This is a genomic window from Acidovorax sp. 107 (assembly GCF_003058055.1).
In the GTDB taxonomy this organism is placed as follows: Bacteria; Pseudomonadota; Gammaproteobacteria; order Burkholderiales; family Burkholderiaceae_C; genus Acidovorax.
On record NZ_QBTZ01000002.1, the window covers coordinates 14,860 to 40,153 of the forward strand.

The following is a 25,294-nucleotide window of genomic DNA, read 5'->3' on the forward strand; positions in this document are numbered from 1 at the left end:
TGCAGCCCAGCGTAGGCTTGCCTCATCACCTACGAAAAGGTGATGAGGCCACAAACCGATACAAAGGTGAACCCTCGACGCTTCCATCGAAAGGTGAGAGAATCGCGCCAAAATTTCACCGATAGATCCGGTCGCATGGCAGCGCGCACCAAGCACCGGTCAGGAAAGGTCGATGCCGATGGCGAGGAAGAGCAAGGCGAAACCTGGGGAGGTCATCACGATCGACGCCAGCGATGTGAGGGAGTTTCGCAAGACCAATGAGGCTATTGGATTGCGGGTCGTAGAAGGCAATCTCTCGCTGCTCTCTCGTAAGGTATTCAATGTGATGATGTACCACGCCCAGGAGATGAAGGTTCCTGGGCTCAATGCACCGATCAACACCGCTGCAGCCAAGAAGTACTTCTGGATTCCGCTTTCTGACCTTGCCCGGGATGCGGCCTACGACAGCAAGGATGTGCAGTACCTGAAGAAGCAGCTTGAGGAAATGCAGAACATTAAGCTGCTCATGGAGAACGAGCGACAGTGGACGAGTGAGCGACTGGTCTCTTCGGTCACCTTGGTTAATCCCGCTGGGCTGAACAAGCATGCAGGGCAGGTGTGGTTTGGATTCGCTTTTCCTCCTGAGGTGCACGAGCAGGTGATGGCGCCTAGCACTTACACACGGCTTTCGATCGTGTACCAAAGCTCGCTCAAGTCAGGGTCTGCCCTTGCTTTGTATGAAATCTGCCGTCGTTACGCGACTAATCCATCCAAGGTGACTTTCATCCAGACTTATGAGCACTGGTACGGTGTGATCACAGGCAATCCTATATCTGAGTCGACACCGCCCGTCTACAAGTACTTCAAGCGGGACACCCTGAGGCCCGCCATCGCTGAAATCAACGCGCTCACTGACATCAACATCGAACTGATTGAGCACAAGAACGGCCGGCGCGTCGAGAAGCTGCAGTTCAAGGTCGAGCAGACGAAGCAAGCCCAGCTTGAATTCCCGGCGCCGCCCATCATCGACACGGAACTCATGACGAGGGTGATGAAATTCGGTTTCAGCCAAGCGGACGCCAGCGACTTGGTCGCGCAACACAGTGACGACCTCCTGCGCACGGCCATTTCTCGGGTGGAGGCACGCGCAGAGTCGAAGGGAATGACCCCGCTGGAGACCCCAGCAGGCTACTTCCGCTGGACGCTCCAGGACTTGGTGCGTAACCCGACTCCTGTACCTGCACTGGCATCACCCAAGGCTGCCCCCTCGTCTAGCAAGGCGAGCGGTCGCAGTGTGATGGAGCGATTTCTTGCCGCCAGGGCTATTGAGGCCCTTGGGGTCTACAAAGAACTTGACGATAGCGAGCGCAAGGCTCTATTCGAGGCGTTCAAGTCACAGAACGCCAACAAGACGTTAAAGCTGGACAAGGGGCTTGATAGCGCTGCAGTCCGTGGCATTTTTGCGCCTTGGTACGCCAAACAGTTGTGGGGAGAGCCAACGGCCCAAGCGCTGGCTCAGTTTATCGAGGAGTATGGAGCTACGTCCAGTTAGCCAGCGCTGGCTGGCGTCGTACGTTGTGGCCGGAGACGAACCAATTTCTGCCGCTTCAACTCAATACCCCGGCTGGAAAATGTTTGCATTCTTATGTTGTTCGCATATTAATTATGTCCACGTAACGTGGACATTCAAAAAAATGGACGACAAAGGCATCTTTGAGAGTGCTCTAGAAGCAATAGCGCCAGTAATGCAGTTCGAGGTGAATCGTTCCGGGATTCTCGGAGGCTGTTTGGTTTAAGTCAGCCCACTTCCGCAGTGGCCTGACTGGCGAGTTACCGGTAGTGGTTTGCCTCAGCTTCTGCCGGTGGGACGTACCCTATGGGTTCGAGCAGGCGATGGTGGTTAAACTATGACCCCCATTCGAGCGTGGCGAACTCCACGGCTTCCTTTGTTTTCCATGGCGCGCGGTGATGGATTAACTCGGCCTTGTAGAGACCGTTGATGGTCTTGGCCAAGGCGTTGTCATAGCTGGCGCCCTTGCTGCACACGGAAGTCTCTATGCTCGCTTCAGCCAGTCTTTCAGAGTACCGAATGCTGGCGCATTGCGACCCGCGGTCACTGTGGCAAATCAAGCTTCCATCGCGCTCAGGCTGCCAGATGTAAAGGGCTTGCTCCAGTGCATCGAGCACGAAGTCCGTGCGCATTGAACTGCTTACCCGCCAGCCCACGATACGGCGGGCAACACGTCAATCACGAAGGCTACCTGCCGTTCCGTACGTGAGGAGGAGCTTTGCTGTTCCACCTGCTGTCCCAAGCTGTACGAGTGCACGAGCGTCGTGATAACCACCAACCTGAGCTTCAGTGAGTGGGCCAATGTGTTCGGAGATACCAAGATGACCACGGCGCTGCTGGACCGCATCACGCATCACTGCCATATTCTGGAAACCGGTAACGACAGCTACCGGTTCAAGAACAGTTCGGCACAGCAGCCACAGACCCACCAAAAAGGAGAAGACAACCAAGAACTTATCCACAACGTGAGCATGAAGTTCACGAACCAGGGTGGGTCAGATCGAGATGGAAATGGCGGGTTAGTTTTGGGGAAATCAACAGTCAGCCACCGCCCCCGCTAGGCAGGCCAAGCGCAGCGACTTCTTTCTGGACTTCGGCCAAAACAACCGAGACGTCATCTAGCGATGGAGAAGTGGCAAATGAAATTGCGAGCAGGGTCAGGGGATGGACGTTCAAAGCGGTGGCGATCTGCTCCACTTTTCCCAACGTGGGACTTTTGGTGCCTCGCTCTAGACTGCTGATGTAGGTTCGACTTGAAACAGAGGAGAAGTCCTCTTGGGTGTACCCCCGTGCGCGACGGATTACCCGCAGAGCCATGGCGATATTGTTCAACGCATTTGAATGAGCTTCCATCTCCGCGATTAGGAGACTTTGAACACAATAGGGCTACAATCTATAGTGTTCAAATTTTGCTTGACCAATGATTTCTTACTTTCGCAGTGTGCTTGCTGGGCTAGCTAGAGTCTCCCGCCGAAGAGCCCCAATAGCTAGTCTAAGTTTTGTACGACCATACTTCTTTGTTGAGTACCGTACAGAAAGCATTGGCGGAGGCATGAAGAACATTTTTTTGTCGAATGAAGACCTATTGCTCGACTTTGTGAAGCAAGGTTCTTTGCAAGGCTATATTGTGGTTCGCGTGAGGGTAATGTCACCTGGATACATGCATGATTCAAAATTTTGGCATTTTGAAGATCTCATAGCTTTATGGGAGGCTGAAGAACCTAATATGTATGAGCCGGCTCTGCTGTACACGCTGTCAACTGGTGTCGAGTTGGTAAAATCAGCTTCCTTCACGCCAATAGAGCATTTGGGAAAGCGCAAGTTGATATATCGGGCCCCTTAAGGCCAGGCAGTAGCAGCTATATGTTCCATTTCTCTCAAAAACTGCTGAGCAGAGCCTCCTGAAACGTGTTTTCTCTACAGTCGATTGCGGATATAACGATGACCGAGTTCTTTAATAATCCTGTTGCTGTCGGAATGAGCCTGTTCGGTCTGCTTCTGCTAGTGGGCTCCACATTTTCAAAAATGCAGGCTCGTTGGGAGCGGAAACACTTTCGCAATGACGCTCTTTGATTGAAAGCTGAGCCTCGTTGTTTTTAGGAATCAAATTGAATCGACAGGAGGAGCAAAAGAACGCTTTTCCCATCCTTCATAGGTTCTGTGATTGATTGAGTATCAGTCCTACATTATTTAGTTGCGCATATCACCATGGGCTTATTTGTCTCATGCCAGCGATAGCATAATTTATTGGTGTACGTCTCTGCGCAGGGGGTCAGAACTAAAATAATTGGAATAGCCTTGACTGCGTTGTACCAACGACATAAGCTGCACTATGTGAACAAAGCGCATTCGTTAGCCTTCGGCCTGACTACCGCCCAACTGCAAGAGTTGGCCAAACAGGCTGTCCGTGACGCCATAACCAAGAACGTTCAGGCGGGTGTTTCAACAACCGTTCTGCTCAACGGGCGTGTGCAATCGCTCGATGCAAGTGATCTACGACTGCAGTCGCTCTTGAACGAACGGGACGCGACTGGCCACGAGTCGTAGTGCGGAGGAACTTCATCTGGGCTGCTGTGCCCGTCATCGAAATCTCGAACTTCGTAGGGGTCATGGAGGCCGACCAGCTTTGACAACTGAGGTTGGCTCTGCGGGGGAAGCGTCCCGCGACTCCGAATTGCGGAATAAATGCTCCTATTTGGCGGTTCATATATCGGAGCATATAGGGGCAGCGGGCTACTTCAGGCTGATCTGAGCCATTAGCATTTCAGTACCTGAACGGCAGCAAACGCCAACACCACTCATTGAACTCCAACGTTGCTGACCGGCGGCTTCATCGTCGGAACCAGTCAGTCGAACGTGGAGCAGGCCAAGCAAATACCCGAACGACAGCTTATGCGCGCAGCGACAGACTCCTGTCAACCTTTCGCGGCTGCGAGTCAGCGTGCTTGAAAGCGGTAACTCAATTCGCCGGGTGGCGGGCAACGCGTGACTTGAATGGGCAAACGTCCGATCTGTGGCGGCTCACTCGCCATAGAAAATATCAACGCAAGGCTGAACGGGCGCAAGTTCGCCGGCACTGCCCGTGCCAACGTCTGCGACCAGGCTAAGAGCAAGGCGGGCGCACAACTTGAGCTTACAAGGGCGTTGCGAAAGTCTCCAAATGACGTAGCAGGCGTCGTACGAGCGGTTCGTATAGTGCTCATTCAAGCAGCCAACATTAGCGCCAGATGCTCTCAATGCCCAATCAAGCGGCTGACGACTTTGGAGACAGCGCTCAGGAGGGTCATGTCGTCGCCATCAAGGTCAGCTTGGCCAAGATGCTTCCAGAGGGCGATGGCCGAGCACATCAGCAGGATGGCGACTCCGGCCCATTGACAGGGCCAGATAAAGCGTTGCCACAGAACTTGGTCCAGCAATTGTGCAAAGACCTGGGCGGTGGGGCCCTTGAGACTGGCCTTCCGCTCAGCTGTCCAGGCCAACATGCAGGTCGGCAGCGCTGCATGGGGTGATCTCGGTTTTCGTGCAACATCCGAAGCGCTCCTCCAAAAATCCTTTTCCGACAACAAGTTAGGCGCACCGTATAGTGCTCTCCGCTGCGAAGGAGAGCACGGATGTCGAGCTACAGGTACAGGTTCGTCGGCTACGAAAAAATGCCGTCGGGGATGAACGCGGACGACGTCCAGTTGCATTGCCAACTATCAGACGAGCTGATCAGGGAAATCAGGAACAGCAGCTTCTTGAAGCGCTATCACCTGGGCCTGGCGGTGCAAATGTCTTTCCTTGCCCTGACCGGGCGGAATGCAGACGCTCGGCTCAAGATGCCCGCCCCAATGCTGAGCCTGCTGTGCAGTCAGTTGGGCATTCACTCAACCGCTATCGGCTCGCTCAAATCCCTGTACGCCAATGCCCAGCGGACACTGACCACCCATCGGGCCTGGGTGAGAGAAAAGCTGCTCTTCTCCAGCTATGACGAAGCTAACCACCAGCGCTTGTACGTCGCCATGTCCAAGCGTGCAGTCGACGCCTCCTCGGTTGACGAGTTGTTCACGTTCGCGCAGGAATGGCTGTTCGACAACAGGATTGTCTTGCCGAGTGACCGGGTAGTCCAGGACCTGGCCCGATATGCATTTCAGGTCGTAGAAAACCAAGCCTTCGTGATCATTCAAGCAGCAGTCACACCCGTACGCCTTCGGGTGTTGCTCAAGGTCATGCATGAGGAGAGTCCGATCCCAGGAATCTCACTTCTGGAGTGGCTGAAGCAGTCCGCCGGCAAGCATGGTGTAAAGGCGTTGAAGGAGGTGAACTCCCGAATCGAGACGCTCAAGACATTGGGTGTTCACCTCTGGAACCTGCAAGGACTGACGATCGGACGCATCCACGCTTTTGCCCAATCCGTCGTCAATCGCTCACCTTCAGAAACGGCCCGCAGGATCGAGAGCACTCGCTCGATTGAGATCGTGTGTTTCCTCAAGCACCTTCTGGGAGAGCTGAGCGACGAAGCGATCTTTCGGAACAATCGCCATACCGGTGACATTGTCCGGATGGGCACCAACCGAGTGCAGGCCAAGCAGGCACAGCGGGCGATGGAGTACCGCACCTCGATCAAGTCCATCCGAGACATTGCAGCGGACACCACGCGCGACGCGCAGTCACGGCTGTCTTCCATCATGGCCCTCGCAGATGACATGTTGGGCCGACCCCCCGTTAGCCGCGCCGAAATCGTCAGGAGAACTTTGACGGAGCAAAGCGCGCGGGTGCGCACCGTGCTGGACGGCATGGCGTGCCTTGAGCTCAAGGGAGACGCTGAGCACCGTGATGGGCGGTTGATTTCGGCACTTCGCGATCTGCGCGCCGCAGGCGCAAAGGAGCTGCCCACTGACTTTGATACCTCACTCGTTGATGCCAAGTGGCGTCCGCTTCTCGATGTTCCTGATCGCAAAGCCGCACTCAGAGCTTTTGAGGGGTTTGCTCTGACGCGTATTCGCAAGGGCCTGATCGGAGGTAGCCTGTATGTTGATTTCCACGCAGAAGTGACCCACTAACCCCCGGGATTTCCATCCAAACCTGACCCACGTACTAACCCTAACCTGCTGCTTTGCTGAGCAGCAGGAGACCAGGAGTGATAGACGTGGCAACACTGAGTGTCATCAGGCGCTGGGCCCTGCGAGAGCAGCTGTCCATCCGGGAGATCGCCCGCCGCACGGGCCTCTCGCGCAACACCATCCGCAAGTACCTGCGCGCAGGCGAGGCCGAGCCGCACTATGCCAAGCGGGTCAGTCCATCCAAGCTCGATCCCTTCGCCTTGAAGCTCGCCGGCTGGCTCAAGACGGAAGCTGGCCGATCCCGCAAGCAGCGGCGCACCGTCAAGCAGATGTACGTGGATCTGCAGGCGCTCGGTTATGGCGGCTCCTACAACCGTGTGGCGGCCTTCGCCCGCCTCTGGCACGAGCAGCGCCTTGTGTCACAGCAGACCACCGGCCGTGGCACCTTCGTTCCCCTGACCTTCGGCCCGGGTGAGGCCTTCCAGTTCGACTGGAGCGAGGACTGGGCTGTTCTCGCCGGCGTGCGCACCAAGCTGCAGGTAGCCCACTTCAAGCTCAGCCACAGCCGAGCGTTCTACCTGCGCGCCTACCCCCTGCAGACGCACGAGATGCTGTTCGATGCCCACAACCATGCATTCGTAGTCCTGGGTGGCGTGCCCCGCCGTGGCATCTACGACAACATGCGCACCGCAGTAAACCGGGTGCGCCGTGGCAAGGAGCGCGACGTCAATGTGCGTTTCGCCGCCATGGTCAGCCACTTCCTGTCCGAGGCCGAGTTCTGCAACCCGGCCTCGGGCTGGGAGAAGGGCCAGGTGGAGAAGAACGTGCGCGATGCCTGCCATCGCCTGTGGCAGGTAGTGCCGCCATTCCCAAGCCTGTCCGATCTCAATGCCTGGCTTGAAGAGCGCTGCGTGGCGCTGTGGCACGAGATCGAGCACGGCAAGCTGCCGGGCTCCGTCGCGGATGTCTGGGCTCAAGAGAAGGCAAGCTTGATGCCGATGCCCCGGCCCTTCGATGGCTTTGTGGAGCACACCAAGCGCGTCTCACCCACCTGCTTGGTCCACTTCGAGCGCAATCGCTACAGCGTGCCGGCGCCGTATGCCAATCGGCCGGTGAGCCTGCGGGTCTACGCCGATCGCCTGGTGGTCGCCGCCGAAGGCCAGATCGTGTGCGAGCATCAGCGCCTGATCGAGCGTAACCACCACGGTACGGGTCAGACCGTGTACGACTGGCGCCACTACTTGGCGGTGCTGCAGCGCAAACCAGGAGCTTTGCGCAACGGCGCCCCATTCCTGGAGCTACCAGCGGCCTTCAAGCGACTGCAGGCCACCTTGCTCAAGCAACCCGGCGGCGACCGGGAGATGGTGGAGGTACTGGCACTGGTGCTGCACCACGATGAACAAGCTGTGCTCGCTGCAGTGGAGTTGGCACTGGAGTCAGGGGCTGCCAGCAAGACCCACATCCTGAACGTGCTCCACCGCCTGCTGGACGGTAAGCCCGCCCCAGCACCGGTCACATCGCCGCAGGCCCTCAAGCTGGCGGTGGAACCCCAAGCCAATGTGCTTCGTTACGACCAATTGAGGGAGGTGCGCTATGCGTCATGACCCTGCCATCGCTTCCATCGTGATCATGCTGCGCGAGCTCAAGATGCACGGCATGGCCCAGGCAGTTGCAGAACTGGCTGAGCAAGGTGCACCGGCCTTCGATGCGGCGCAGCCCATCCTGTCCCAACTGCTCAAGGCCGAGACCGCCGAGCGAGAGGTGCGCTCGGTGGCCTACCAATTGAAGGTGGCCAGGTTCCCGGCGTACCGGGACCTGGCTGGGTTTGACTTCGGCCACAGTGAGGTGAACGAGGCACTGGTACGCCAGCTGCACCGCTGCGAATTCTTGGAGAACGCCAACAACGTGGTGTTGGTGGGTGGCCCGGGTACGGGCAAGACCCACATCGCCACAGCCCTCGGGGTGCAAGCCATTGAGCACCATCACCGCAGGGTGCGGTTCTTCTCCACGGTGGAGCTGGTCAATGCACTGGAAGAGGAGAAGGCCCAGGGCAAGCCGGGGCAGATCGCGCACCGCCTAGCCTATGCCGATCTGGTGATCCTGGATGAACTGGGCTACCTGCCATTCAGCACGTCAGGAGGAGCCTTGCTGTTCCACCTGCTGTCCAAGCTGTACGAGCGCACCAGCGTTGTGATCACCACCAACCTGAGCTTCAGCGAATGGGCCAGTGTGTTCGGGGATGCCAAGATGACCACGGCACTGCTGGACCGACTCACGCATCACTGCCATATTCTGGAAACGGGTAACGACAGCTACAGGTTCAAGAACAGCTCCGCACAGCAACCACCACAGACCACCAAGAAGGAGAAGGCGACCAAGAACTTATCCACAACGTGAGCGTGAAGCTCACGAACCAGGGTGGGTCAAGATTCGATGGAAATGGTGGGTCAGCTTTGCGTGGAAATCAACATTTCTTCGATGTACAGCGGTGATAGGGGGTGCTTCGTAAGTTCGGAGGCTTCTATGATGCGGGCCAGTTGCTCTAAGAGAGGTGTTCAGTGCCAAAGACGCTGAGTCAAATGAAGAAACGCCTGGAAGAGGCAATGAGCCAGGCCGACGATGCGGAGGAGATCATTCCTCTGATAAAGAAGGCTATTGCTCAATATGAGTTGATGCCCGGCGATCTGTTTGATCAGTCCCATCAAGCCCCCAAGTTGACTACTCAAAAACACCTGAAGACGCCAATTGCGCGGCCACAGGTGTCTTCGTGAACATCTTCACGCGGAACGCCCGACGCTAAGTCGATTGGTAGGGCATTGTGGGCGACTGGGGAATCCTCTCGAGACGTTCCCCCAATGCAACCCGTTGATCCGCAAGAACAGATGGCCAACTCGCGAGGGGAACCTGCCACCCTGTCTGCACAAGCCGGATGGAGTAAAGATGGGCCAGACCGGCAAGATCTATTCTGAGGACCGTAGGCACCAGCACTGCCCTGTTGCGTAGATCACAAAAGAGGCTATGGGGGGCGGCTTGTCTGCTCTACTGGCCCAATGAGTTCGCGTGGCTTACGTCACTCGACGGTTTGAGTCGCCTCGGGGCGATTCATATATGAGAATATTTGGATTACATGCACTGAGTCATTCCTGCGATAAGGCCGTCACTCAGAAATGAGTAACTACAACTCTTTCAACAGCTTTGCCTGAAATAGGGGATTGCATGACAGTCGCAATTCTTCAACATCTCACACATCGAAGTAGCGTCATGGCCGAATGCTACTTCGCTTGGAGATTGCCGTCCTGTCCCGTTCTCTCAATTACTCGTAAAGCAAAAAATCACGACAATGCAGTTGATCATGAATTCCAAAGTTGAATTGAGCGCTGATGAGTTTTTTGAGCAATGGCTAGTACATTGCTCAAATGATGACCAACGGGCCATCAACGACTTTGATTTCTACAGGTACTTTTGGACCTCCTGGACCAAATTTTTGGCAAAAGTTGGGGACCCTGATAACCCGAGATGGGTTCACTGGACTGATGCTGACCCTGTGCTGGTCAAGCGTTATCTGAATGGTGGGATCAAGGTGCGCGGGAGTGGCGTCAAGATCAGCGAGATCACCGAACGCCGGTACTGGCGCCTGCTGGAACGGGTGTATGACTACGCCATGGAACGCGGGCTGGTTGCAGCAAATCCAGCAGCGGCCATTGCCGAAAAAGAAAAGCCTCCTTCCGAAGATCCGAAGGGGGCCATCCTTTCACCTGTGGTCTGGGAGCAGTCCATCAAGATGCTTCGGGAAGACTCGGGTGAAGCCTTGAATCTGAAGGCCAGCGACATCCGCAACCGCGCGCTCTTGCTGGTCCTTTTTGAGTTGGGGTTGACCTCGGCGGAAGTCCGCGCGCTCTCGCACGAATCCTTCGTGAACGGCAGGGGAGGGAAGGGTGCCTCGATCCGCATCACCTCGGGTGGCGTCAACCAACTGCGCACGATGGTCGTGTCGGATGAGGTGCGTTCGGCCGTGGCATCGTGGCTGCAGGTGCGTTCGACGGCTGGCAAACACGCGATGACGCCAGCTCTTTTCAGCTCGCAGACTGGCAAACCAATGACCGACGAAAACCTGCTGGTGCTGGTTCGCGCGCACCTGCTGGCCGCCAGTCGGGCCGCTGGCCAGGGTGATCCGGTTCGCGCTGGGCCACAGATCGTCAGGAACACCAGGCTGGTGCAATGGATGCTGTCTGGCATGCCCCAGCCGGAAGTGGCACTTCGCGCCGGTCTCAAGAACGTCCGGGGGCTCTTGCATTTGCGCCAGCATTTGCCGGATGGACCGCGCCTGGAACTCGCGCGCGCGTCCAGCCGAAAGGACGACGAACCGCTGCGCCCAGCCTACGCGTAGCTGCTCTCGGGGTGATCCGCTGGGGCTCAACCATGGGTCTTCACCCTGAGCACGGGCAACACGCCCGATCTCGGCATTCAGTCATCCTGGAAACGCTGGCGCCCACTGGACTATCCCTTCGTCCTCTGGGCCCAGTCAATTTCGACATAGGATCACCACCATGGGTCGCGGGCCAAGGCCTGCACATGGCATTGATCGGGAGGCTTGAGTGAGTGCAAGAGAGAGGGTAACGCGCAACACCCACGAGTTCTGGAAGGCGACGTGCGGCATCGACACCCACGCCAGGGGCTCTGGGAATGCTCGCAACGACACACCGTGGGTCGCCTTCACGGCGGATCGGAAAGCTCTGGTTTGCACGGTCTGGGAAGACCAGATCGCCAAAGTCGTTGATCCCATCGACAACCGAACCCGCAGCTTCGTGATGCTCGGCGGGAAATCGACAAAGTGGAAGGGCGGGGCGGTCAAGCGGGGACGCGAAGCGGAAACTGCCATAGACGAGGCCTTGAATTTGCGCGTGCCAGTCTTTGGTTTCCGCGCGGTGGCGTCTGGGGACGATCCCGCCCACATGACCCGCCATGTGAAGCACATCAACCTCGATAATGTCTCTATCCTCAAGCCTCACTTTGGACTCGCCGTCGATAACCCACGAGAGCGCCTGGGCCTGGAAAAGAAGCTTCAGGACCTTTGGAAGAGCCCGGACGTTGATGCCCTCAATACGGCAACTCTCTTCGAACTGGTGGAGGCCACCGGCAATGTGCCCGGTGCCGACTGGAACCCTTTGCTTGCGCCTGCTACGGGGACCGACGACGCTGCAGGGCTTCGCGGCAATGCGCTTGCCGCGCGCATCGTGCTGCCCTACCTGGTAGAGCACGTCCGCAGGCAGACCGATGGTATCATCGTGCCTCTCACCTACTCCGATGTGGCCAAGTTACTGGGCAGGGTGAAGGCCGATGGCAATGCCTATGCTCAAGGCATCGGAAATGTCCTCGGCGAAGTGACTAATCTGGTTGAGGCGGGTACCCGCGATTGGCCTGAGGAACTTCGCCCCCCTCACATCACCTCCATGGTGGTCGCCAAATCGGGGGCCACTGCCGGTCTCCCCAGCGATGGCGTCAACGGCTACTGGCCCGGATTCGAGGCGCTGACACCGGCTGAAAAACGGGCCAAAGTGCGCGATGAATTCGACCGCATCCTCGCCTACGGTGATCGATGGCTCCAGGTCCTCGAAAGCGTGGGCCTTGGCTCCGCAGCATCGCCGGCAGACCCCGATTCAGGCAACGGCAAAGACAAACGCTACGGCTGGGGTGGCGGCGAGTCCGAGGAGCACAAGCAGCTGCGCCTCGATGTCTTGGCCAGGCCGGAGCTGTTCGGCCTGCAGAACACGCGCCACGCGGAGACGGAGTACCCGCTCTTGTCGGGTGATCGCCTGGACGTATTTTTCCGAACGGAGGCACGTTTGGTCGGCGTCGAGGTCAAATCCATCCGGTCGGCAGACGATGACCTGGAACGTGGCATCTACCAGTGCGTGAAGTACCTGGCCGTCATGCGCGCTCAGGCGTTGATCCACGAGCCTGCGGGCACAGAGATCCAAGTCACGGCGGTACTGGTGGTGCAAAAGCAGCTCCCAGCTGACCTGGAGGAACTCGCCACGAAGCTGGGCGTGAAATGGATGGTGCTGCCTCCTGGCCATTTTGCGCAGGCCACCCCAGATTGAAGCCTCAGACGCTCGACTTGAGCTTTTCCGCCACCCTGATGCGCTCGGACATGTCGGCTTTCACATAGATGGCGGTGGTGTTGATGTTCTTGTGTCCCAGCAGCCCCTGCACCACGCTGAGATCTCCTTCGGAGGACTTCAGCGCCTTGTGCGCATAGGTGTGGCGAAGCCAGTGGGTGGAGGCCCGCATGAAAGGGCCCTTGCCCTCGCCCGGTTTCTCACCAGCGGTGGCAGAGCACATCGCAAAGAATCCTTTGAGGATCTGATACAGCATGTGAGCGGACAAGGCGCCGTTCTCGTTGACGGTGTACTTGAGCTGGCCTGCCACGGATATGCCCTCGATCTCAATCGTCGGCAGCGCTTTGACCTGTGATGCCAGGGCTTTCTCGTCGCGTTCCTTCTTCAGCTTCTTGTCTTTCGCCCAGATCCACCGGTCATCCAGCACGCCAATCAACGGCTGGTCCTCGGGCTTGACGTGAGAGAAGTATTTCAGCCTGCCCTGGTTCAGCAGCTCCTCACGATCCCTCCGGTGCTCGCGCAAGGCCTCCATGGTCTCGGCGTTCAAGGGCACTTGGCGTTTGCGCTTGCCCTTGCCCAGCACCTGCAGCACACGCGCTTCAGAACCAGGTTCCAGCGCTCGGTCGGTTTGTACGTGGGACCACCGGGCCTGCGCCACCTCCGCACGGCGAAGACCCGCGTTTTCGAGGAGCCGGAACAGGGCGCGCAGCCGCCGCTTGGGAGCACCATCGGGCAGTTCTGCGAACGTGTTCCCCACCACCTCCAGGTCGGCTTTGGTGAACGAGCGGAATACGTCCAACGTCTCTTCTTCGCGCTTTTTTCCGTGGACGGCCTGGGCAGCGTTGCCGTCGATGTATCCCGATTCTTTCCAGTGCGTGTACATCTTGCGCACTGCGGCGAACGTCACGTTCAGGCTCACGGAGTTCAGGGGCCCGCGCAGGGGCCTCCAGCCGGTGGTCTTTTTCTTGGGCGAGCCTTTGTCTGCTTGAACCCAGTGAGGAGGCGGGGCGATCAAAAAATCCTTGAAGGCAAAGAAGTCGGCCTCGTCCAATGAAGAGAGCGCCTTCTTGCGCTCATGAACGGACCAGAGGATCAAGCGCTCGATGGAGCGCTGGTACGCCTCCTGGGTGAATGGCGACAGGTCCTTGATCTTGAGAAACCACCCCCTCACGGCCTCCAGGTCGTTGGTGGCACTCATCGTGTTGACCCCGTGCTTGCGAAACGTGCCCTTGGTTCCCATCAGATCTGCAGGCCACTTCATCGAGGTCAGCGGCTGCAGGGCGTTTTCATCCGAAACCTGCACTTCGGTGGAGGTGGCGTTGGCGGCGACCAGGGCGGGGAGCTGGGACAGGCCTTCGGCGGGCGCCAGGTTCCAGCGCAGAATCCACGCCAACAGGTTGTCCGCCCGCTTGACCCCATAGCCAGGCAGGGCGTCGTACCAGGTGGCGCCTTGCAGCGACATCCAGTCCACCAGGTTCCCCAGCGTGATCACACCGGCTTTGCGCAGCGCCTGCATCTGGGCGGCCGACATGATCACCCACTGCTCCACGCGATGGGCGCGCTCGGGCTTGGTGCCCAGATGTTCATCCAGCCAGTTGATCGCGTTCAGCACGTCCTTCATGCGCTCGGCCGCGCTGCGGGCCTGCTCCAGATCCTGCACCGGCTCGACCGGGATCACTGTCGGCACGTTGGCCAAGGTGATCTCTGCCTGTGCCGGTGAAGCCGTGGCCACGGGAGGGGTGAGGGCGGGAAGTGGGGCTTGGGCGGCTTGGGCGGCAGCTTCTGCTTCCTGCAGCGCCTCCTGGTGCCGCTCGATCAGCTCCGCTTCAGAAAACATGCCTTCGTCAAACTGCGCCGCAAACTCCTCCAGCGTCGGCGGCTGGGGCGCCTGGACTGCCACCGGCTCGGCAACGGACTGCGCTGCAGGGGCCGATGGCTGGGCACCGGGCTCACTGGCCGGAATCCGCGGTGCCTCCAGCACAATGGTCTGGTGGTCCCTGAGAACCCTCACCATAGCGCGGGCCTCGTGCGACTGCGCTATGCCGTTGGCTGCAGCCTCGATCCGGTCCAAAAGCTCCTGGTATCTCTTGATCAGCGCTGGGAGCTCGGGCGCGCGGCCTGGCCAGAGCATGTACTGGCGGGCGGCGACCGTGAGATCCACCCCTTGGGCAACCGCCCGCAGCATGGCAAACTCATCGGCCGTGGCGCTGCTGTCGTGGGCGATCTTGGTGCGCGAACCTGGTGGCCGACCGCGCCGCCGCGCTGTCTTGGCGGGTTGCGCGGGCTCCAGCGGCTGGCCACCGTCAAAATCCGCGACCGCGAGATTTCCGGGGCCGTCGATGGGGCCGGTGTCGGCGGGCGATTGACCCGCAGGAATTTCGGGCGTAGATTGGGCCATGACTATGAAAAAACCGATTGTCTTGAACGTTGGCCAGCGGGTCCAGCACCGGGCCAAAAGGTACAACTAAGCGAAAGAGGAGCCGGAAAATCCCCCTCCTCTATTTTCATGCCTTATTTGAAAGACCTTAACGTGCTGCACCGGCTGCTGGACGGCAAACCTGCGCCGGCACCGGTCACATCGCCGCAGGCCCTCAAGCTGGCGGTGGAACCCCTGGCCAATGTACTTCGCTATGACCAGCTAAGGGAGGTGCGCTATGCGTCATGACCCTGCCATCGCTTCTATCGTGATCATGCTCGCGAGCTCAAAATGCACGGCATGGCCCAGGCTGTCGCTGCGCTGGCCGAGCAAGGTGCACCGGCCTTTGATGCAGCACAGCCCATCCTGTCCCAACTGCTCAAGGCCGAAACCGCCGAGCGGGAGGTGCGCTCGGTGGTCTACCAATTGAAGGTGGCCAGGTTCCCTGCGTACCGGGCCTGGCTGGGTTTGACTTGAGCCACGGTGAGATCAACGAAGCTCTGGTGCGTCAGTTGCACCGCTGTGAATTCTTGGAGAACGCCAACAACGTGGTGCTGGTGGGTGGGCCGGGGACGGGCAAGACCCACATTGCCACAGCCCTCGGGGTGCAAGCCATTGAGCACCATCACCGTAGGGTGCGGTGCTTCTCCACGGTGGAGTTAGTCAATGCGCTGGAAGAGGAGAAGGCGCAAGGCAAGTCAGGGCAGATGGCCCACCGGCTGGCCCATGTGGATCTGGTGATTCTGGACGAGCTGGGCTACCTCCCGTTCATTGCATCAGGAGGTGCCTTGCTGTTCCATCTACTGTCCAAGCTTTACGAGCGCACGAGCGTTTTGTTCACCACCAACCTGAGCTTCAGAGAATGGGCAAGCGTGTTCGGGGATGCAAAGATGACCACGGCACTGTTGGACCGACTCACGCATCACTGCCATATTCTGGAAACCGGCAACGACAGCTACGCACCTGGTGCGTTTGAAGCCGCGCGTGCCGGTCAACATGCCAGAACCTTCCTGGGTGACTGGCGCGGCAATCTGATTTGTGACGACTACGCCGACTACAAGGCCAGCTTCGGCTAGGGCGTGACAGAAGCGGGATGCTTGGCTCACGCCCGGCGCAAGTTCTTCGATCTGCACGCGGCCAACAAGAGCACGATCGCCGAGTTCGCACTGGCGCAGTTCGCGCGGGTCTACTAGATCGAGCGGGCCGTCCAAGACACACCAGCACCTCAACGGCTACTGGCTCGCCTGCAGCACAGCTGGCCGATACTGGACGCCTTACACCAGTGGATGGTGTTGCAGCGTCAGCAGGTGGCCGGCAACTCGGCCACGGCCAAGGCGCTGGACTACATCCTCAAGAGCTGAGCGGCGTTCACGCGCTTTGTCGATGACCCGTAGCTGCCAGCGGACAACAACTGGATCGAGAACCAGATCCGGCCCATTGCCATCGGAAAAATCAACTGGTTGTTCGCCGGCAGCCTGCACGCGGGCCAGCGGGCGACCGCTGGTATGAGTCTGATCCAGTCGGCACGCATGAGTGGGCGCGACCCGTACGCGTACCTCAAGGAATTGCTGACCCGGCTGCCCACATACAAGGCCAGCCGGATCGACAAGCTGTTGCCGCACCGCTGGCAACCGGCGGGCTGATCCCGGCCATCGACGCCATCGGCTCTGTTCATCGGGTGGCTATCTTGAGCAGCAGCCCTGGGGAGACCTTCCAGTTCTGGCCTTCGTCGTTGTGCACGCTGGCGGTCTTCATGTTCAGGCGCAGCACGATGCCGCTCTTGACGCTGCCATCGCTGGCCGTGAACTGAACCCGGTCAAGGCCGTGGTGATTCCCTCGCGGGCAACGAACAAGCAGTCGCGCGATTTGTACAAGGCGCGTCATTTGATTGAGAACTTCCTTGCGCGCTTGAAGCAGTACCGTGGCATAGCTACGCGCTACGACAAGACGGCTCGTAACTTTCTGGGGATCATTCACCTGGCCGCATCCGTGGTGTGGCTGATGTGAGTCGTACCAACCCCACGCCAGCCTCAGGATTGATTGATGACACGCCTTAGTAGTCCAAGTTTTCGTCCCCCCTCCCGAGGTCTGCACTATCGGTTGTTCTCGACAGTGTCGGGGAGGCGACACGGTTGACCTGAATCGAGATAACCGATTGCCTCAGGTCGCGTCAGTGGTCATGGTGTCGTCGTGTTCGCCAATATACGGCGCAGATCCCGGACGAACTGGAGCCGTTCGGCTAAATCGTGGGGCCGGTGAAGGCTGCAGCACGCCGTCTTGCTCAAAGAACGTTTCGCGCGCCGCGTTGTGCGGATGGCGCGCAGCCTCTTCGAGCGTCAGGACGGGTGCAAAGCACACGTCCGTCCCCTCCAACAGCGCGCACCAGTCCTCGCTCGGTTTAGACAAAAAGATCTCTGTGAGCCTGCGCTTGAGTTCAGGCCATGCGGCGGGATCGCGCTGGCGCTGGAAAGCGGGATCGTGGAGACCAAGCTTCTCCAGCAGCAGCATATAGAACTGGGGCTCCAGGGATGCGATCGAGATCCACTTCCCGTCAGCGCACTCGTAGGTGTCGTAGAAATGCGAGCCACCGTCGAGCATGTTGGACTGTCGGTCGTTTTGCCACATGTTAGCCGCCTTGAGTTCGCAGACGATGGAGGTCAGCAGGGCAGCCCCGTCGGTGATCGCGGCATCGACCACCTGGCCGCGCAGCGATGTGCGCGCCTCTAGCAAAGCGCAAACAATGCCGAAGGCGAGCATCATGCCGCCGCCGCCCAGGTCGCCGACCATCGCCGGCGGCGCCACCGGGCCGCCTTGCGAGCGGCCGATCAGGCTGAGTGCGCCCGACAACGCGATATAGTTGATGTCATGCCCGGCTGCCTGCGCGAGCGGGCCGTCCTGGCCCCAGCCGGTCATGCGGCCATAGACCAGACGCGGATTGCGTGCCAGCAGCACATCCGGCCCCAGACCTAGCCGCTCCATCACGCCCGGGCGGAAACCTTCGATGATGGCGTCGGCTCCGTCAATCAGCTCCAGGACCCGCTGCACGTCCTCGGGCGACTTCAGGTCAACCGCGATCGAGCGCCGGCCACGGTGCAGCACGCTGCGCCGGCCGCCGGCCAGGAAACCACCCTGTCCGCGGTCCTTGCCCTTGTCGGCCTTGCGGTCCAGGCGGATCACGTCGGCGCCCATGTCGGCCAGCATCATGGCGCAGAACGGCCCGGGGCCGATGCCGCCGAACTCGATCACTTTCAACCCCTGCAAGGGACCACTCATTTGTCGCTACTCCTGCAATCGAACTAACAAAACCACCAGCCAGCCGCCTGTTACCCCAGCCAACGCTTGCGCCGCTTGTAATGCTTGACCTCGCGAAAACTCTTGCGTTCCCCCTCGCGGTCCAGGCCAAGATAAAACTCACGCACGTCCTCGTTGTCGCGCAGCTCCTGGGCCTGCCCCTCCAGCACGATGCGGCCGCTCTCCATGACATAGCCATAATCGGCGATCTCCAGGGCCACGCGCGTGTTCTGCTCGACGATGAGCAGCGACAGTCCCTGCGCGCGCAGGTGATGCAGCACGGCGTAGACTTCCTCGATCATGCGCGGCGCCAGTCCGAGCGAGGGCTCGTCGATCAGCATGAGTTTCGGCTCGGCCATGATCGCGCGCCCGATCACCAGCATCTGCTGCTCCCCGCCCGACAGATAGCCGGCGGTGCGTTTTCGCAGCTCGGCCAGACGCGGAATCGCATCGTACACGTTGTCCATCGCCCGGTGCATCGATTGTGCTGATGAAAACATGTGGCCGCCGATGATGAGGTTTTGCTCGACCGTCATGTGCTGCAGCACGCGTCGGCCTTCCATCACATGGACCAGACCTCCGCGCACCACAGTCGCCGGGTCGTGCCCTTGAATCGGCCGCCCATCGAAGGTGATGACCCCGCCCGAAACGCGGCCGTCCTCCGAGTCGATGACGCCGGAGATGGCCTTGAGGGTCGTGCTCTTGCCGGCACCGTTGGCACCCAACAATGCCACACAGCCTCCGTGGGGGATCTGCATGGACACGCCCTTGAGCGCCAAGATCACCTCGACGTACAGTACCTCGACGTTGGACAGCGTCAACACCGCCGGAGTGGCGGCCGCTTGAGGCGCGGCACGCTGGTCCGGAGCCGCAGCAAGGGCTGGACTTACCATTTTGGCACCGTTGGCACGGTCACGTCGCCTGCCGACCGGAACACCTTGCCATCCTTCATCGTGGCGATGTTGACCTTGGCCGTGCCGGTGGGGAAGGGCGTGTCGCTGTTGAAGTCCACGCCAGGCAGTATGCCCATCAGGTCGTTGCCGGTGAACTGGCTTGCCAGCAGCGTCTCCCGCACGGCTTCGCCTGTGACTTTGCCGACGCCTTTGGACTTGATGGTGGCCTCGATCGCGCGCACGGCCACGATGGTTTGGCCCAGACCCATGACGGTCATCGCATTCCAGGTCGATTTCAGACCGTACTTTTCCTGCAGCAGCTGATAGAACTTGCGTGCCGTTGTGTCGCTTTCGCTGGCGTCGGCAATTGCGCCCACTTCGAAGTCGCCGGCAAAGCCGTTAGGATCACCAAGGGCCTTGGACGATCCAGCCAGGCCGTTGTGCAGCGATAGCATGATCGGGATGTTCTTGCCCAGCGCCTGCAAGGCCCGTTTGGTCGCCACGGCCTGCGCCGTGTTGGTCTGGATCACAATCACATCGGTGCCCGCGTTGACCAGGCGGCGCACCGCCAGGGTTAGGTCAGTTGGCTGCACTTCGGTCCAGATCGCTTCGACGAAGCTGGCCTTGTCGGGGTTGGCCTTGGTGTAGCTTTGCAGGCCCTTGGCCATGTCGGCGTAGGCGGGCGTGGCTTCGGACGTGATGATTGCCACCTTGACCGGGCGCTTGCCCTCGAGCTTGGTGGCGCGGAACCACTCCAGGAAAGCGGCCGCCTCATGCGGGTAGGTGGGGCGCAGGTTCAGGGCCCATTGGTTGGGCTTCCAGCCGAAGCCGTAGGCCGCGGTGCCAAGCAGCATGACTACCTTGTCTTCCGGCAGGCGCTGCTGCAGCGCGGCCGCATCCGGGCCGCCAAGGCCTAGTACAAGCGCGGGTTTCACTTCGGCCTTGATGCCGGGCCATAAGCTGGCGGTTTGCGCCACGTCGTAGCGCATGTCATAGGTTTTAACGACGATTTGCGCATTGAGCTTGCTGCCCACTTCCTTGTTCCACCATTCGATCACGGCGAGTCGCCCGCCCTGCATCTCGGGCATGACGTTGGCGTAGGGGCCGGCGAAGTCCGCAAAGGCGGCAACGTTGATCGTTGTCGTCTGCGCAGAGGCTGTCGCGTTTAGCAGCAGACCTGCTGCGAGAGCGGCCGTGAGTTTGAAAAAGGTATTGCGCTGCATGCTTGTCTCCAGGTAGTGGTGGTGAAGGGAAAAGGGACCGGGGGATTGCGACTCGCTGTGGTGAGCGTGTTCAGTGGTGAAACGGCCAGAGCCGGTAGTTGGTTTTCAGGATGTTCCAGCGGTGCATCAGGCCTTTCGGTTCAAGCAGCAGGAACAGTGTGATGATCAGGCCGAGAAACACATTCATGCTGGCGAAGATCAGGTCGCTACTCAGGCTGGGAATGCGCTCGATCAGGTCGGGTCCGAGACTGGTGATGAGCTCTTGGACGCCACGGATGAGCACGGTGCCGATCAGCGCACCCACGATCGAGCCGAGCCCGCCGACGATCATCATGGCGATGAACCAGATCGAGTTGAACAGCGTGAACTGATCGACCGAGACATAGCGCACCTGGTAGGCCCACAAGGCGCCGCCGATGCCGGCGTAAAAAGCGCCAAGAACGAAGGCGCGCGATTTGGCCCCGGCCACGTCGATGCCCATCATGCCGGCGGCCACATCGTCGTCGCGCACGGCGACGAAGGCGCGTCCGTGACGGCTGCGCAGGATGCCGAAAGCGCCGAATACCATCACCATGGTGACGACAAGAAACAGGTAATACAGCGAACGATCGGTGTTGAACAAAAATGTGCCCAGCCGCGCCGGCTCGAGGCTGAAGCCATTGACGCCGCCGAGCCAGGAAGAGGGCAGGTTCAGCACCATGAAGTGAAAGATGAACTGGGCCGCGATGGTGGTCAGCGCCAGGTAAAAGCCCTTGATGCGCGCCGCCGTCAGGCCGAACAGCCAGCCGGCCAGCGCCGCCATCAGGCCCGCCACCGGCACCGCAACCCAGAACGGCAGCCCGGCCTTGACCTCGACCACGCTGGCGGCGTAGGCGCCGACGCCCATGAAGGCGGCTTGGCCCAGGTTGATCTGGCCGGCGTAGCCGGTGGTGATCTGCAGCCCGATCACCACGATGGACGTGACCAGCATCAGGTTGGCCACCGCGACCAGACGCGCCGAGGCGAACCAGGGGTAGATCAGCAGAATTCCGATGAACAGGGCCAGGCTGAGCCACTGGGCGCGTGTGCGGATCAGCGCGCGGTCGCGCGCATAGCTGGTGGAAAAAATGCCGGAGGGATCCATGGGTCAGACTCTTTCAATGCGTTTCCAGCCGAACATGCCGGTCGGACGAACCACCAGCACCACCAGCATGAAGATATAGGGGACGACGGCGGCGGCGTTGCCGCCGATCAGTGGGTCGATGTAGGCGGCCGTCAGCCCCTGCACGATCCCGACGATGATGCCGGCCAGCAGCAGGCCGCCAATGGATTCGAGCCCGGCCAGCAGCGCCACCGGCAGGGCGGCGAAGCCGATCTCGGAAGACATGAATGTCAGCGACTTGCCGCTCAGGTAAACCGTCGAGGTGATCACCGACAGCACCCCGCCCAGCGCCCAGGCGAAGGCGATGGAGCGGCGCACGCTGATGCCCATGGCCAGCGCGATCTGGTGGTCCTCGGCCACCGCCGACATGGCCAGTCCGGTGCGGCTGCGGTTGAAAAACCAGTGCAGCGCCACGGCCGCCGCCACCGCGATGAGGCCGCCGATGGCGAGCGGGCGCGGGATGATCATCTCGCCCAGGATGATGGGCGAGAGGGGAAAGAGGGCAGGGAACTGGCGCTCCTGCGGGCCCCAGATCACCAGAACGAGCCCGCGCATCAAGATCAGCAGCCCGATGGTCACCATGATCATGGAGAACACCGACTCGCCAATGAGGCGCCTGAACAACAGGCGTTCAATCGCCAGACCGATCAGCACAGAAATACCCAGCGCAGCGGGGACGCCGAGCGCCGGATGCATGCCGCGCGACTCGATCGCCCACCACAGCAGGAAGGCGCCCAGCACGATCATCTCGCCGATCGCCATGTTGAAGACCTTGCTGGCGCGATAGATGACGACAAAGCCCATGGCGACCAGCGCGTACAGCAGGCCGAGCAACGCACCGTTGATGGTGTAGTTGATGAATTCGATGATCATGGCGTTTAGGTTCCTTCGATGTCGGTGACCACGACAGTGGCTCGCAACACGCCCTGGCGGCCGTCCTGGTAGGTCACGGCGATTTCGCAGGCAATGTCGGTGGCGCCCGCATACAGGCCGTCAATGAGCGCCCGGTAGCGCACCTCGAGAAACTCGCGGCGCAACTTGCGAGTGCGGGTGAGTTCGCCTTCGTCGGGGTCGAGCTCTTTCGGAAAATTGGCAAAGCGCGCCACCCGCGAGCTTTCGGGCAGCAGTTGGTTGATACGCCGGATTTCCCCCTGCACCAGTTGGCGCACCTCGGGCCGCTGCGACAGATCGGTAAAGGTGGAGAACGCGATGCGCCGCTCCTCGGCCCAGCGGCTGGTAACCGCCATATCGATGTTGATCAGCGCGCCAACCCAGGGCCGGGTGGCGTCGCCCAGCACCATCACGTCCTTGATGAAGGGTGAAAAGCGCAGCCGCGTCTCGATGAACTGCGGCGGATACAGGTGACCGCTGGCGAGTTTGACCAGGTGTTCCACGCGGTCGAGATACACGAGTTCTCCGCGCTCGGTCTTGCGCACTGCGTCGCCGCTGACGTACCAGCCGTCGCGTTCGATGGCGGCGGTCTTGTCGGGCTTTCCCCAATAGCCCAGAAAGCCGGTGCCGCCGCGCAGCAGCAGCTCGCCGTTGTCCTCGATACGCGATTCCAGCGGTGCGCCGAAGGCCGGCTCCACATCCAGCAGCGGACCCACCGTCTCGAGGTCGTAGCGCTCGCCGCGGTGGCCGGCAATCAGGCCGAATTCGGAGCAACCGTAAATGTTGCGCAGTGGCACGCCCATGGCGTGGAATAAACGAAACACGTCGGGCGCCATGGCGGTGCCGCCAGAAACCGCGACATTGCTGCGAATAAAGCCGAACTGATCGCGCACCGGGTGCAGCGCCAGCGCTTCGGCCAGCGGCAGCAGCAGGCGCGACAGCCAAGGCGCCGTTCGCCCTTCGAGCCGCGCCACATGCACGTCGTGGCCGATGCGCATGCCCCAGCGGTAGATGCCGCGCGCCGCCCAGCTCGCGGCAAGCATGCGCGCCTCGATGGTGGCGGCAATGTTTTCCCACTGGCGCGGGCCGAACAGCACGATGTGTGGCGCGAGTTCGCGCAGGTTGGGCAAGACCTGGTCGGGACCTTCCGGGAAGTTGACCACCAGCGGCAAGGCCAGTCCGAGCGTCACGCCCAGCAATTGTTCGGTGATCCAGGCCAGCGGAGTGTAGGACATGTATTCCATGTCGGCTTGCAACGGCAACGCGCTCCTCATGCGCAGCGCGTTGTCCATCAACCAGCGGTGACTAATCATCACGCCTTTGGGCTTGCTAGTGGTGCCGGAGGTATAGGTCAGCAGCGCCAGATCGTCCGAGTGGCCGGCGTTGACTTCGCGTTCGAAGCGCTGCGGGTGCCGCTCGTGCTGGCGCCGTCCTTCAGAGGTCAAGGCATCAAAGGATTGCAGCAGCGGATGCCGGTACGACCACATGCCGGAGTTGTCCCAGTAGGCTATGCCCCGGATGTCGGGCAACCGCTCCAGCAGCGCGAGCGCCTTGTCGATTTGCTCCTGGTCCTGCGCGAAGATGAAGCGGGCCCGGGAATCCTCGCACAGGTAATGCAGTTCGTCGACGGTGGCGTCGGGGTAGACCGACACGGTTTTTGCGCCCAGTGACTGGGCCGCGAACAGAGCCCAGTAATGCTCGGGCTCGTTCTCGCCGATCACGATCGCGGTTTCGCCGCGCTGCAGGCCCTGCGCCGCTGCGCCAAGCGCAATGCTGCGCGTTCGGTCAAACACATCGGCCCACGTATAGCAGCGCCACACGCCTTTGCGCTTGACGCGTTGCGCCAGCCGCTTGGGATGCTCCTGGGCGTGGGCGAGCAACTTCTGTGGCAGGGTCGGTACGGATGCCGGGTTGGGGTGGACCGCGTTCATGCCGCAGCTCCCAGGTAAGCCTGGATCACGGCCGGATCGGCCTGCACCTGTGCTGGCGTGCCGTTGGCGATCATGCGGCCGAAGTCGAGCACCGCCACGCGGTCGGCCAGATCCATTACCACCCCCATGTCGTGCTCCACCAGCACCACCGGGATGCGCTTGGCCTCGCGCACGTCGATGATGAAACGGGCCAGGTCTTCTTTTTCTTCGGTGTTCATGCCGGCCATCGGTTCATCCATCAGTAGCACCTTGGGTTCCATCGCCAGCGCACGGCCCAGGTCAACGCGCTTGCGAAGACCATAACCGAGCGCGCCTACGGGCTGGTGGCGGATGTTTTCAATTTCGAGAAAGTCGATGATCTCCTCGACCGCTTCCCGGTGCAGGGTTTCTTCACGCTGCGTCCAGGGGAAGTAGAGAAATGCCTGCGCCAGACTTGAACGCATCTGGCTGTAGCGGCCGACCAGGATGTTGTCGATCACGCTCATGTTGGAGAACAAATGGGTGCCCTGAAAAGTGCGCACCACGCCGTCGCGCGCAATCTCATGCACCGCGCGGCCTTTGATTTCTTGACCACGATAGCGCACGCTGCCTTGTTGCGGGTGGTAAAAGCCGCTCAGCACGTTCATCAGTGAGCTCTTGCCCGCGCCATTGGGGCCAATGATGGCCAGCAGTTCATTGTCACGCACGTCTATGGCAACATCGGCCAAGGCAGTGACACCGCCAAAGCGCAAGGTGATGTCCCTGGCCTGAAGCACCGAAGCTTCACTGGACGGACTAATGGAGGGGGTGGGGGTCATG

The 25,294-nt window shown here is 60.2% G+C and carries 20 protein-coding genes and 6 pseudogenes; 14 read left to right on the top strand and 12 right to left on the bottom strand.

Annotation, left to right across the window (positions count from 1 at the left end; genetic code table 11):
• Positions 1-172: 172 nt before the first annotated feature.
• Positions 173-1,531 (top strand): replication initiation protein, encoded by a 1,359-nt coding sequence (locus tag C8C99_RS22960; RefSeq protein WP_108627294.1) that lies wholly within the window; start codon positions 173-175, stop codon positions 1,529-1,531.
• Positions 1,532-1,809: 278 nt separating this feature from the next.
• Here the strand turns inward: C8C99_RS22960 and C8C99_RS22965 are convergent.
• Positions 1,810-2,240: pseudogene (locus C8C99_RS22965) on the bottom strand (DDE-type integrase/transposase/recombinase); the annotation flags it as partial.
• Between C8C99_RS22965 and C8C99_RS22970 the strand changes: the two are divergent.
• A pseudogene (locus tag C8C99_RS22970) lies at positions 2,235-2,518 on the top strand (ATP-binding protein); the annotation flags it as partial. The pseudogenes C8C99_RS22965 and C8C99_RS22970 sit on opposite strands and share 6 nt — an antisense overlap.
• Before the next feature lie 72 nt (positions 2,519-2,590).
• Here C8C99_RS22970 and C8C99_RS22975 read toward each other — a convergent pair.
• Complete coding sequence (locus tag C8C99_RS22975) at positions 2,591-2,902, bottom strand: helix-turn-helix domain-containing protein (RefSeq protein ID WP_108497338.1); 312 nt, start codon at positions 2,900-2,902, stop codon at positions 2,591-2,593.
• 199 nt (positions 2,903-3,101) lie between these two features.
• Here C8C99_RS22975 and C8C99_RS23880 point away from each other — a divergent pair, with 199 nt between their 5' ends.
• Together C8C99_RS23880 and C8C99_RS24465 are read left to right on the top strand one after the other, a co-directional pair.
• Complete coding sequence (locus C8C99_RS23880) at positions 3,102-3,392, top strand: hypothetical protein (RefSeq protein WP_133246262.1); 291 nt, start codon at positions 3,102-3,104, stop codon at positions 3,390-3,392.
• A 1,151-nt stretch (positions 3,393-4,543) separates the two neighbouring features.
• Positions 4,544-4,693 (top strand): annotated as a pseudogene (locus tag C8C99_RS24465) (hypothetical protein); the annotation flags it as partial.
• An 89-nt stretch (positions 4,694-4,782) separates the two neighbouring features.
• Here C8C99_RS24465 and C8C99_RS24260 read toward each other — a convergent pair.
• Entirely contained in the window at positions 4,783-5,031 is a 249-nt protein-coding gene (locus tag C8C99_RS24260; protein WP_233247460.1) for a hypothetical protein, read from the bottom strand.
• Between the two features lie 129 nt (positions 5,032-5,160).
• Between C8C99_RS24260 and C8C99_RS22990 the strand changes: the two genes are divergently transcribed.
• The 6 genes from C8C99_RS22990 to C8C99_RS23015 all read left to right on the top strand — a co-directional run bounded on the left by C8C99_RS22990 (position 5,161) and on the right by C8C99_RS23015 (position 12,692).
• The gene (locus C8C99_RS22990; RefSeq protein WP_108627296.1) at positions 5,161-6,591 is read left to right on the top strand and encodes a DUF4158 domain-containing protein; all 1,431 of its coding nucleotides are present in this window, start codon (positions 5,161-5,163) and stop codon (positions 6,589-6,591) included.
• Positions 6,592-6,668: 77 nt separating this feature from the next.
• Positions 6,669-8,195, top strand: coding sequence for an IS21 family transposase (gene istA, locus C8C99_RS22995; RefSeq protein WP_108627297.1), 1,527 nt, complete (start codon positions 6,669-6,671; stop codon positions 8,193-8,195).
• Complete coding sequence (gene istB, locus C8C99_RS23000) at positions 8,185-8,988, top strand: IS21-like element ISThsp10 family helper ATPase IstB (protein ID WP_108625308.1); 804 nt, start codon at positions 8,185-8,187, stop codon at positions 8,986-8,988. Before istA ends, istB (C8C99_RS23000) begins: the two co-directional genes overlap by 11 nt.
• Before the next feature lie 182 nt (positions 8,989-9,170).
• Positions 9,171-9,362 carry a hypothetical protein gene (locus tag C8C99_RS23005; RefSeq protein WP_108627298.1) on the top strand — a complete coding sequence of 64 codons (192 nt, stop codon included), beginning with the start codon at positions 9,171-9,173 and terminating at the stop codon, positions 9,360-9,362.
• Between the two features lie 581 nt (positions 9,363-9,943).
• Positions 9,944-10,978, top strand: coding sequence for a hypothetical protein (locus C8C99_RS23010; RefSeq protein ID WP_146186046.1), 1,035 nt, complete (start codon positions 9,944-9,946; stop codon positions 10,976-10,978).
• 208 nt (positions 10,979-11,186) lie between these two features.
• Positions 11,187-12,692, top strand: a complete 1,506-nt coding sequence (locus tag C8C99_RS23015; RefSeq protein ID WP_108627300.1) for a hypothetical protein — start codon at positions 11,187-11,189, stop codon at positions 12,690-12,692.
• A 4-nt stretch (positions 12,693-12,696) separates the two neighbouring features.
• Here the strand turns inward: C8C99_RS23015 and C8C99_RS23020 are convergent, their stop codons facing one another.
• Entirely contained in the window at positions 12,697-15,108 is a 2,412-nt protein-coding gene (locus tag C8C99_RS23020; RefSeq protein WP_108627301.1) for a site-specific integrase, read from the bottom strand.
• 108 nt (positions 15,109-15,216) lie between these two features.
• Between C8C99_RS23020 and C8C99_RS23995 the strand changes: the two genes are divergently transcribed.
• From C8C99_RS23995 to C8C99_RS23030, 3 genes and pseudogenes are all read left to right on the top strand, one after another.
• On the top strand, positions 15,217-15,375 hold the full coding sequence (locus tag C8C99_RS23995; RefSeq protein WP_158274192.1) for a hypothetical protein: 159 nt from the start codon (positions 15,217-15,219) through the stop codon (positions 15,373-15,375).
• Positions 15,365-16,085 (top strand): annotated as a pseudogene (gene istB / locus C8C99_RS23025) (IS21-like element helper ATPase IstB); the annotation flags it as partial. The gene C8C99_RS23995 and the pseudogene istB (C8C99_RS23025), both read left to right, overlap by 11 nt.
• Positions 16,086-16,097: 12 nt before the next feature.
• Positions 16,098-16,769 (top strand): annotated as a pseudogene (locus C8C99_RS23030) (IS66 family transposase); the annotation flags it as partial.
• A 28-nt stretch (positions 16,770-16,797) separates the two neighbouring features.
• On the opposite strand, the gene C8C99_RS24090 reads toward C8C99_RS23030, so the two are convergent.
• Positions 16,798-17,010, bottom strand: coding sequence for a hypothetical protein (locus tag C8C99_RS24090; RefSeq protein ID WP_199226558.1), 213 nt, complete (start codon positions 17,008-17,010; stop codon positions 16,798-16,800).
• Here C8C99_RS24090 and C8C99_RS23035 point away from each other — a divergent pair.
• Positions 16,954-17,133: pseudogene (locus C8C99_RS23035) on the top strand (transposase); the annotation flags it as partial. The gene C8C99_RS24090 and the pseudogene C8C99_RS23035 sit on opposite strands and share 57 nt — an antisense overlap.
• A 153-nt stretch (positions 17,134-17,286) precedes the next feature.
• Here the strand turns inward: C8C99_RS23035 and C8C99_RS23040 are convergent.
• The 7 genes from C8C99_RS23040 to C8C99_RS23070 form a co-directional block, all read right to left on the bottom strand.
• The gene (locus tag C8C99_RS23040) at positions 17,287-18,399 is read right to left on the bottom strand and encodes a CaiB/BaiF CoA-transferase family protein (RefSeq protein ID WP_108627302.1); all 1,113 of its coding nucleotides are present in this window, start codon (positions 18,397-18,399) and stop codon (positions 17,287-17,289) included.
• Between the two features lie 50 nt (positions 18,400-18,449).
• Positions 18,450-19,310: an ABC transporter ATP-binding protein gene (locus C8C99_RS23045; protein ID WP_108627303.1), complete on the bottom strand. Its 861-nt coding sequence runs from the start codon at positions 19,308-19,310 to the stop codon at positions 18,450-18,452.
• Entirely contained in the window at positions 19,304-20,533 is a 1,230-nt protein-coding gene (locus C8C99_RS23050) for an ABC transporter substrate-binding protein (RefSeq protein ID WP_108627304.1), read from the bottom strand. Before C8C99_RS23050 ends, C8C99_RS23045 begins: the two co-directional genes overlap by 7 nt.
• A gap of 70 nt (positions 20,534-20,603) precedes the next feature.
• Positions 20,604-21,656, bottom strand: a complete 1,053-nt coding sequence (locus tag C8C99_RS23055) for a branched-chain amino acid ABC transporter permease (protein ID WP_108627305.1) — start codon at positions 21,654-21,656, stop codon at positions 20,604-20,606.
• A 3-nt stretch (positions 21,657-21,659) separates the two neighbouring features.
• Positions 21,660-22,547 carry a branched-chain amino acid ABC transporter permease gene (locus tag C8C99_RS23060; protein WP_199226547.1) on the bottom strand — a complete coding sequence of 296 codons (888 nt, stop codon included), beginning with the start codon at positions 22,545-22,547 and terminating at the stop codon, positions 21,660-21,662.
• A gap of 5 nt (positions 22,548-22,552) precedes the next feature.
• Positions 22,553-24,496, bottom strand: a complete 1,944-nt coding sequence (locus C8C99_RS23065) for a long-chain fatty acid--CoA ligase (protein WP_108627306.1) — start codon at positions 24,494-24,496, stop codon at positions 22,553-22,555.
• Positions 24,493-25,293 carry an ABC transporter ATP-binding protein gene (locus C8C99_RS23070; protein WP_233247462.1) on the bottom strand — a complete coding sequence of 267 codons (801 nt, stop codon included), beginning with the start codon at positions 25,291-25,293 and terminating at the stop codon, positions 24,493-24,495. The genes C8C99_RS23065 and C8C99_RS23070 overlap by 4 nt, the downstream gene beginning before the upstream one ends.
• Position 25,294 lies beyond the last annotated feature (1 nt).

Coding starts and splice junctions, on each gene's coding strand:
- C8C99_RS22975 (WP_108497338.1), bottom strand. CDS start 2,902: ATGGAAGCTCATTCAAATGCGTTGAACAATATCGCCATGGCTCTGCGG.
- istB (WP_108625308.1), top strand. CDS start 8,185: ATGCGTCATGACCCTGCCATCGCTTCCATCGTGATCATGCTGCGCGAG.
- C8C99_RS22960 (WP_108627294.1), top strand. CDS start 173: ATGCCGATGGCGAGGAAGAGCAAGGCGAAACCTGGGGAGGTCATCACG.
- C8C99_RS23995 (WP_158274192.1), top strand. CDS start 15,217: ATGCCTTATTTGAAAGACCTTAACGTGCTGCACCGGCTGCTGGACGGC.
- C8C99_RS23055 (WP_108627305.1), bottom strand. CDS start 21,656: ATGGATCCCTCCGGCATTTTTTCCACCAGCTATGCGCGCGACCGCGCG.
- C8C99_RS23040 (WP_108627302.1), bottom strand. CDS start 18,399: ATGAGTGGTCCCTTGCAGGGGTTGAAAGTGATCGAGTTCGGCGGCATC.
- C8C99_RS23060 (WP_199226547.1), bottom strand. CDS start 22,547: ATGATCATCGAATTCATCAACTACACCATCAACGGTGCGTTGCTCGGC.
- C8C99_RS22990 (WP_108627296.1), top strand. CDS start 5,161: ATGTCGAGCTACAGGTACAGGTTCGTCGGCTACGAAAAAATGCCGTCG.
- C8C99_RS23045 (WP_108627303.1), bottom strand. CDS start 19,310: ATGGTAAGTCCAGCCCTTGCTGCGGCTCCGGACCAGCGTGCCGCGCCT.
- C8C99_RS23065 (WP_108627306.1), bottom strand. CDS start 24,496: ATGAACGCGGTCCACCCCAACCCGGCATCCGTACCGACCCTGCCACAG.
- C8C99_RS23005 (WP_108627298.1), top strand. CDS start 9,171: ATGAAGAAACGCCTGGAAGAGGCAATGAGCCAGGCCGACGATGCGGAG.
- C8C99_RS23020 (WP_108627301.1), bottom strand. CDS start 15,108: ATGGCCCAATCTACGCCCGAAATTCCTGCGGGTCAATCGCCCGCCGAC.
- C8C99_RS24090 (WP_199226558.1), bottom strand. CDS start 17,010: ATGACGCGCCTTGTACAAATCGCGCGACTGCTTGTTCGTTGCCCGCGA.
- C8C99_RS23010 (WP_146186046.1), top strand. CDS start 9,944: ATGAATTCCAAAGTTGAATTGAGCGCTGATGAGTTTTTTGAGCAATGG.
- C8C99_RS24260 (WP_233247460.1), bottom strand. CDS start 5,031: ATGTTGGCCTGGACAGCTGAGCGGAAGGCCAGTCTCAAGGGCCCCACC.
- C8C99_RS23070 (WP_233247462.1), bottom strand. CDS start 25,293: ATGACCCCCACCCCCTCCATTAGTCCGTCCAGTGAAGCTTCGGTGCTT.
- C8C99_RS23050 (WP_108627304.1), bottom strand. CDS start 20,533: ATGCAGCGCAATACCTTTTTCAAACTCACGGCCGCTCTCGCAGCAGGT.
- C8C99_RS23880 (WP_133246262.1), top strand. CDS start 3,102: ATGAAGAACATTTTTTTGTCGAATGAAGACCTATTGCTCGACTTTGTG.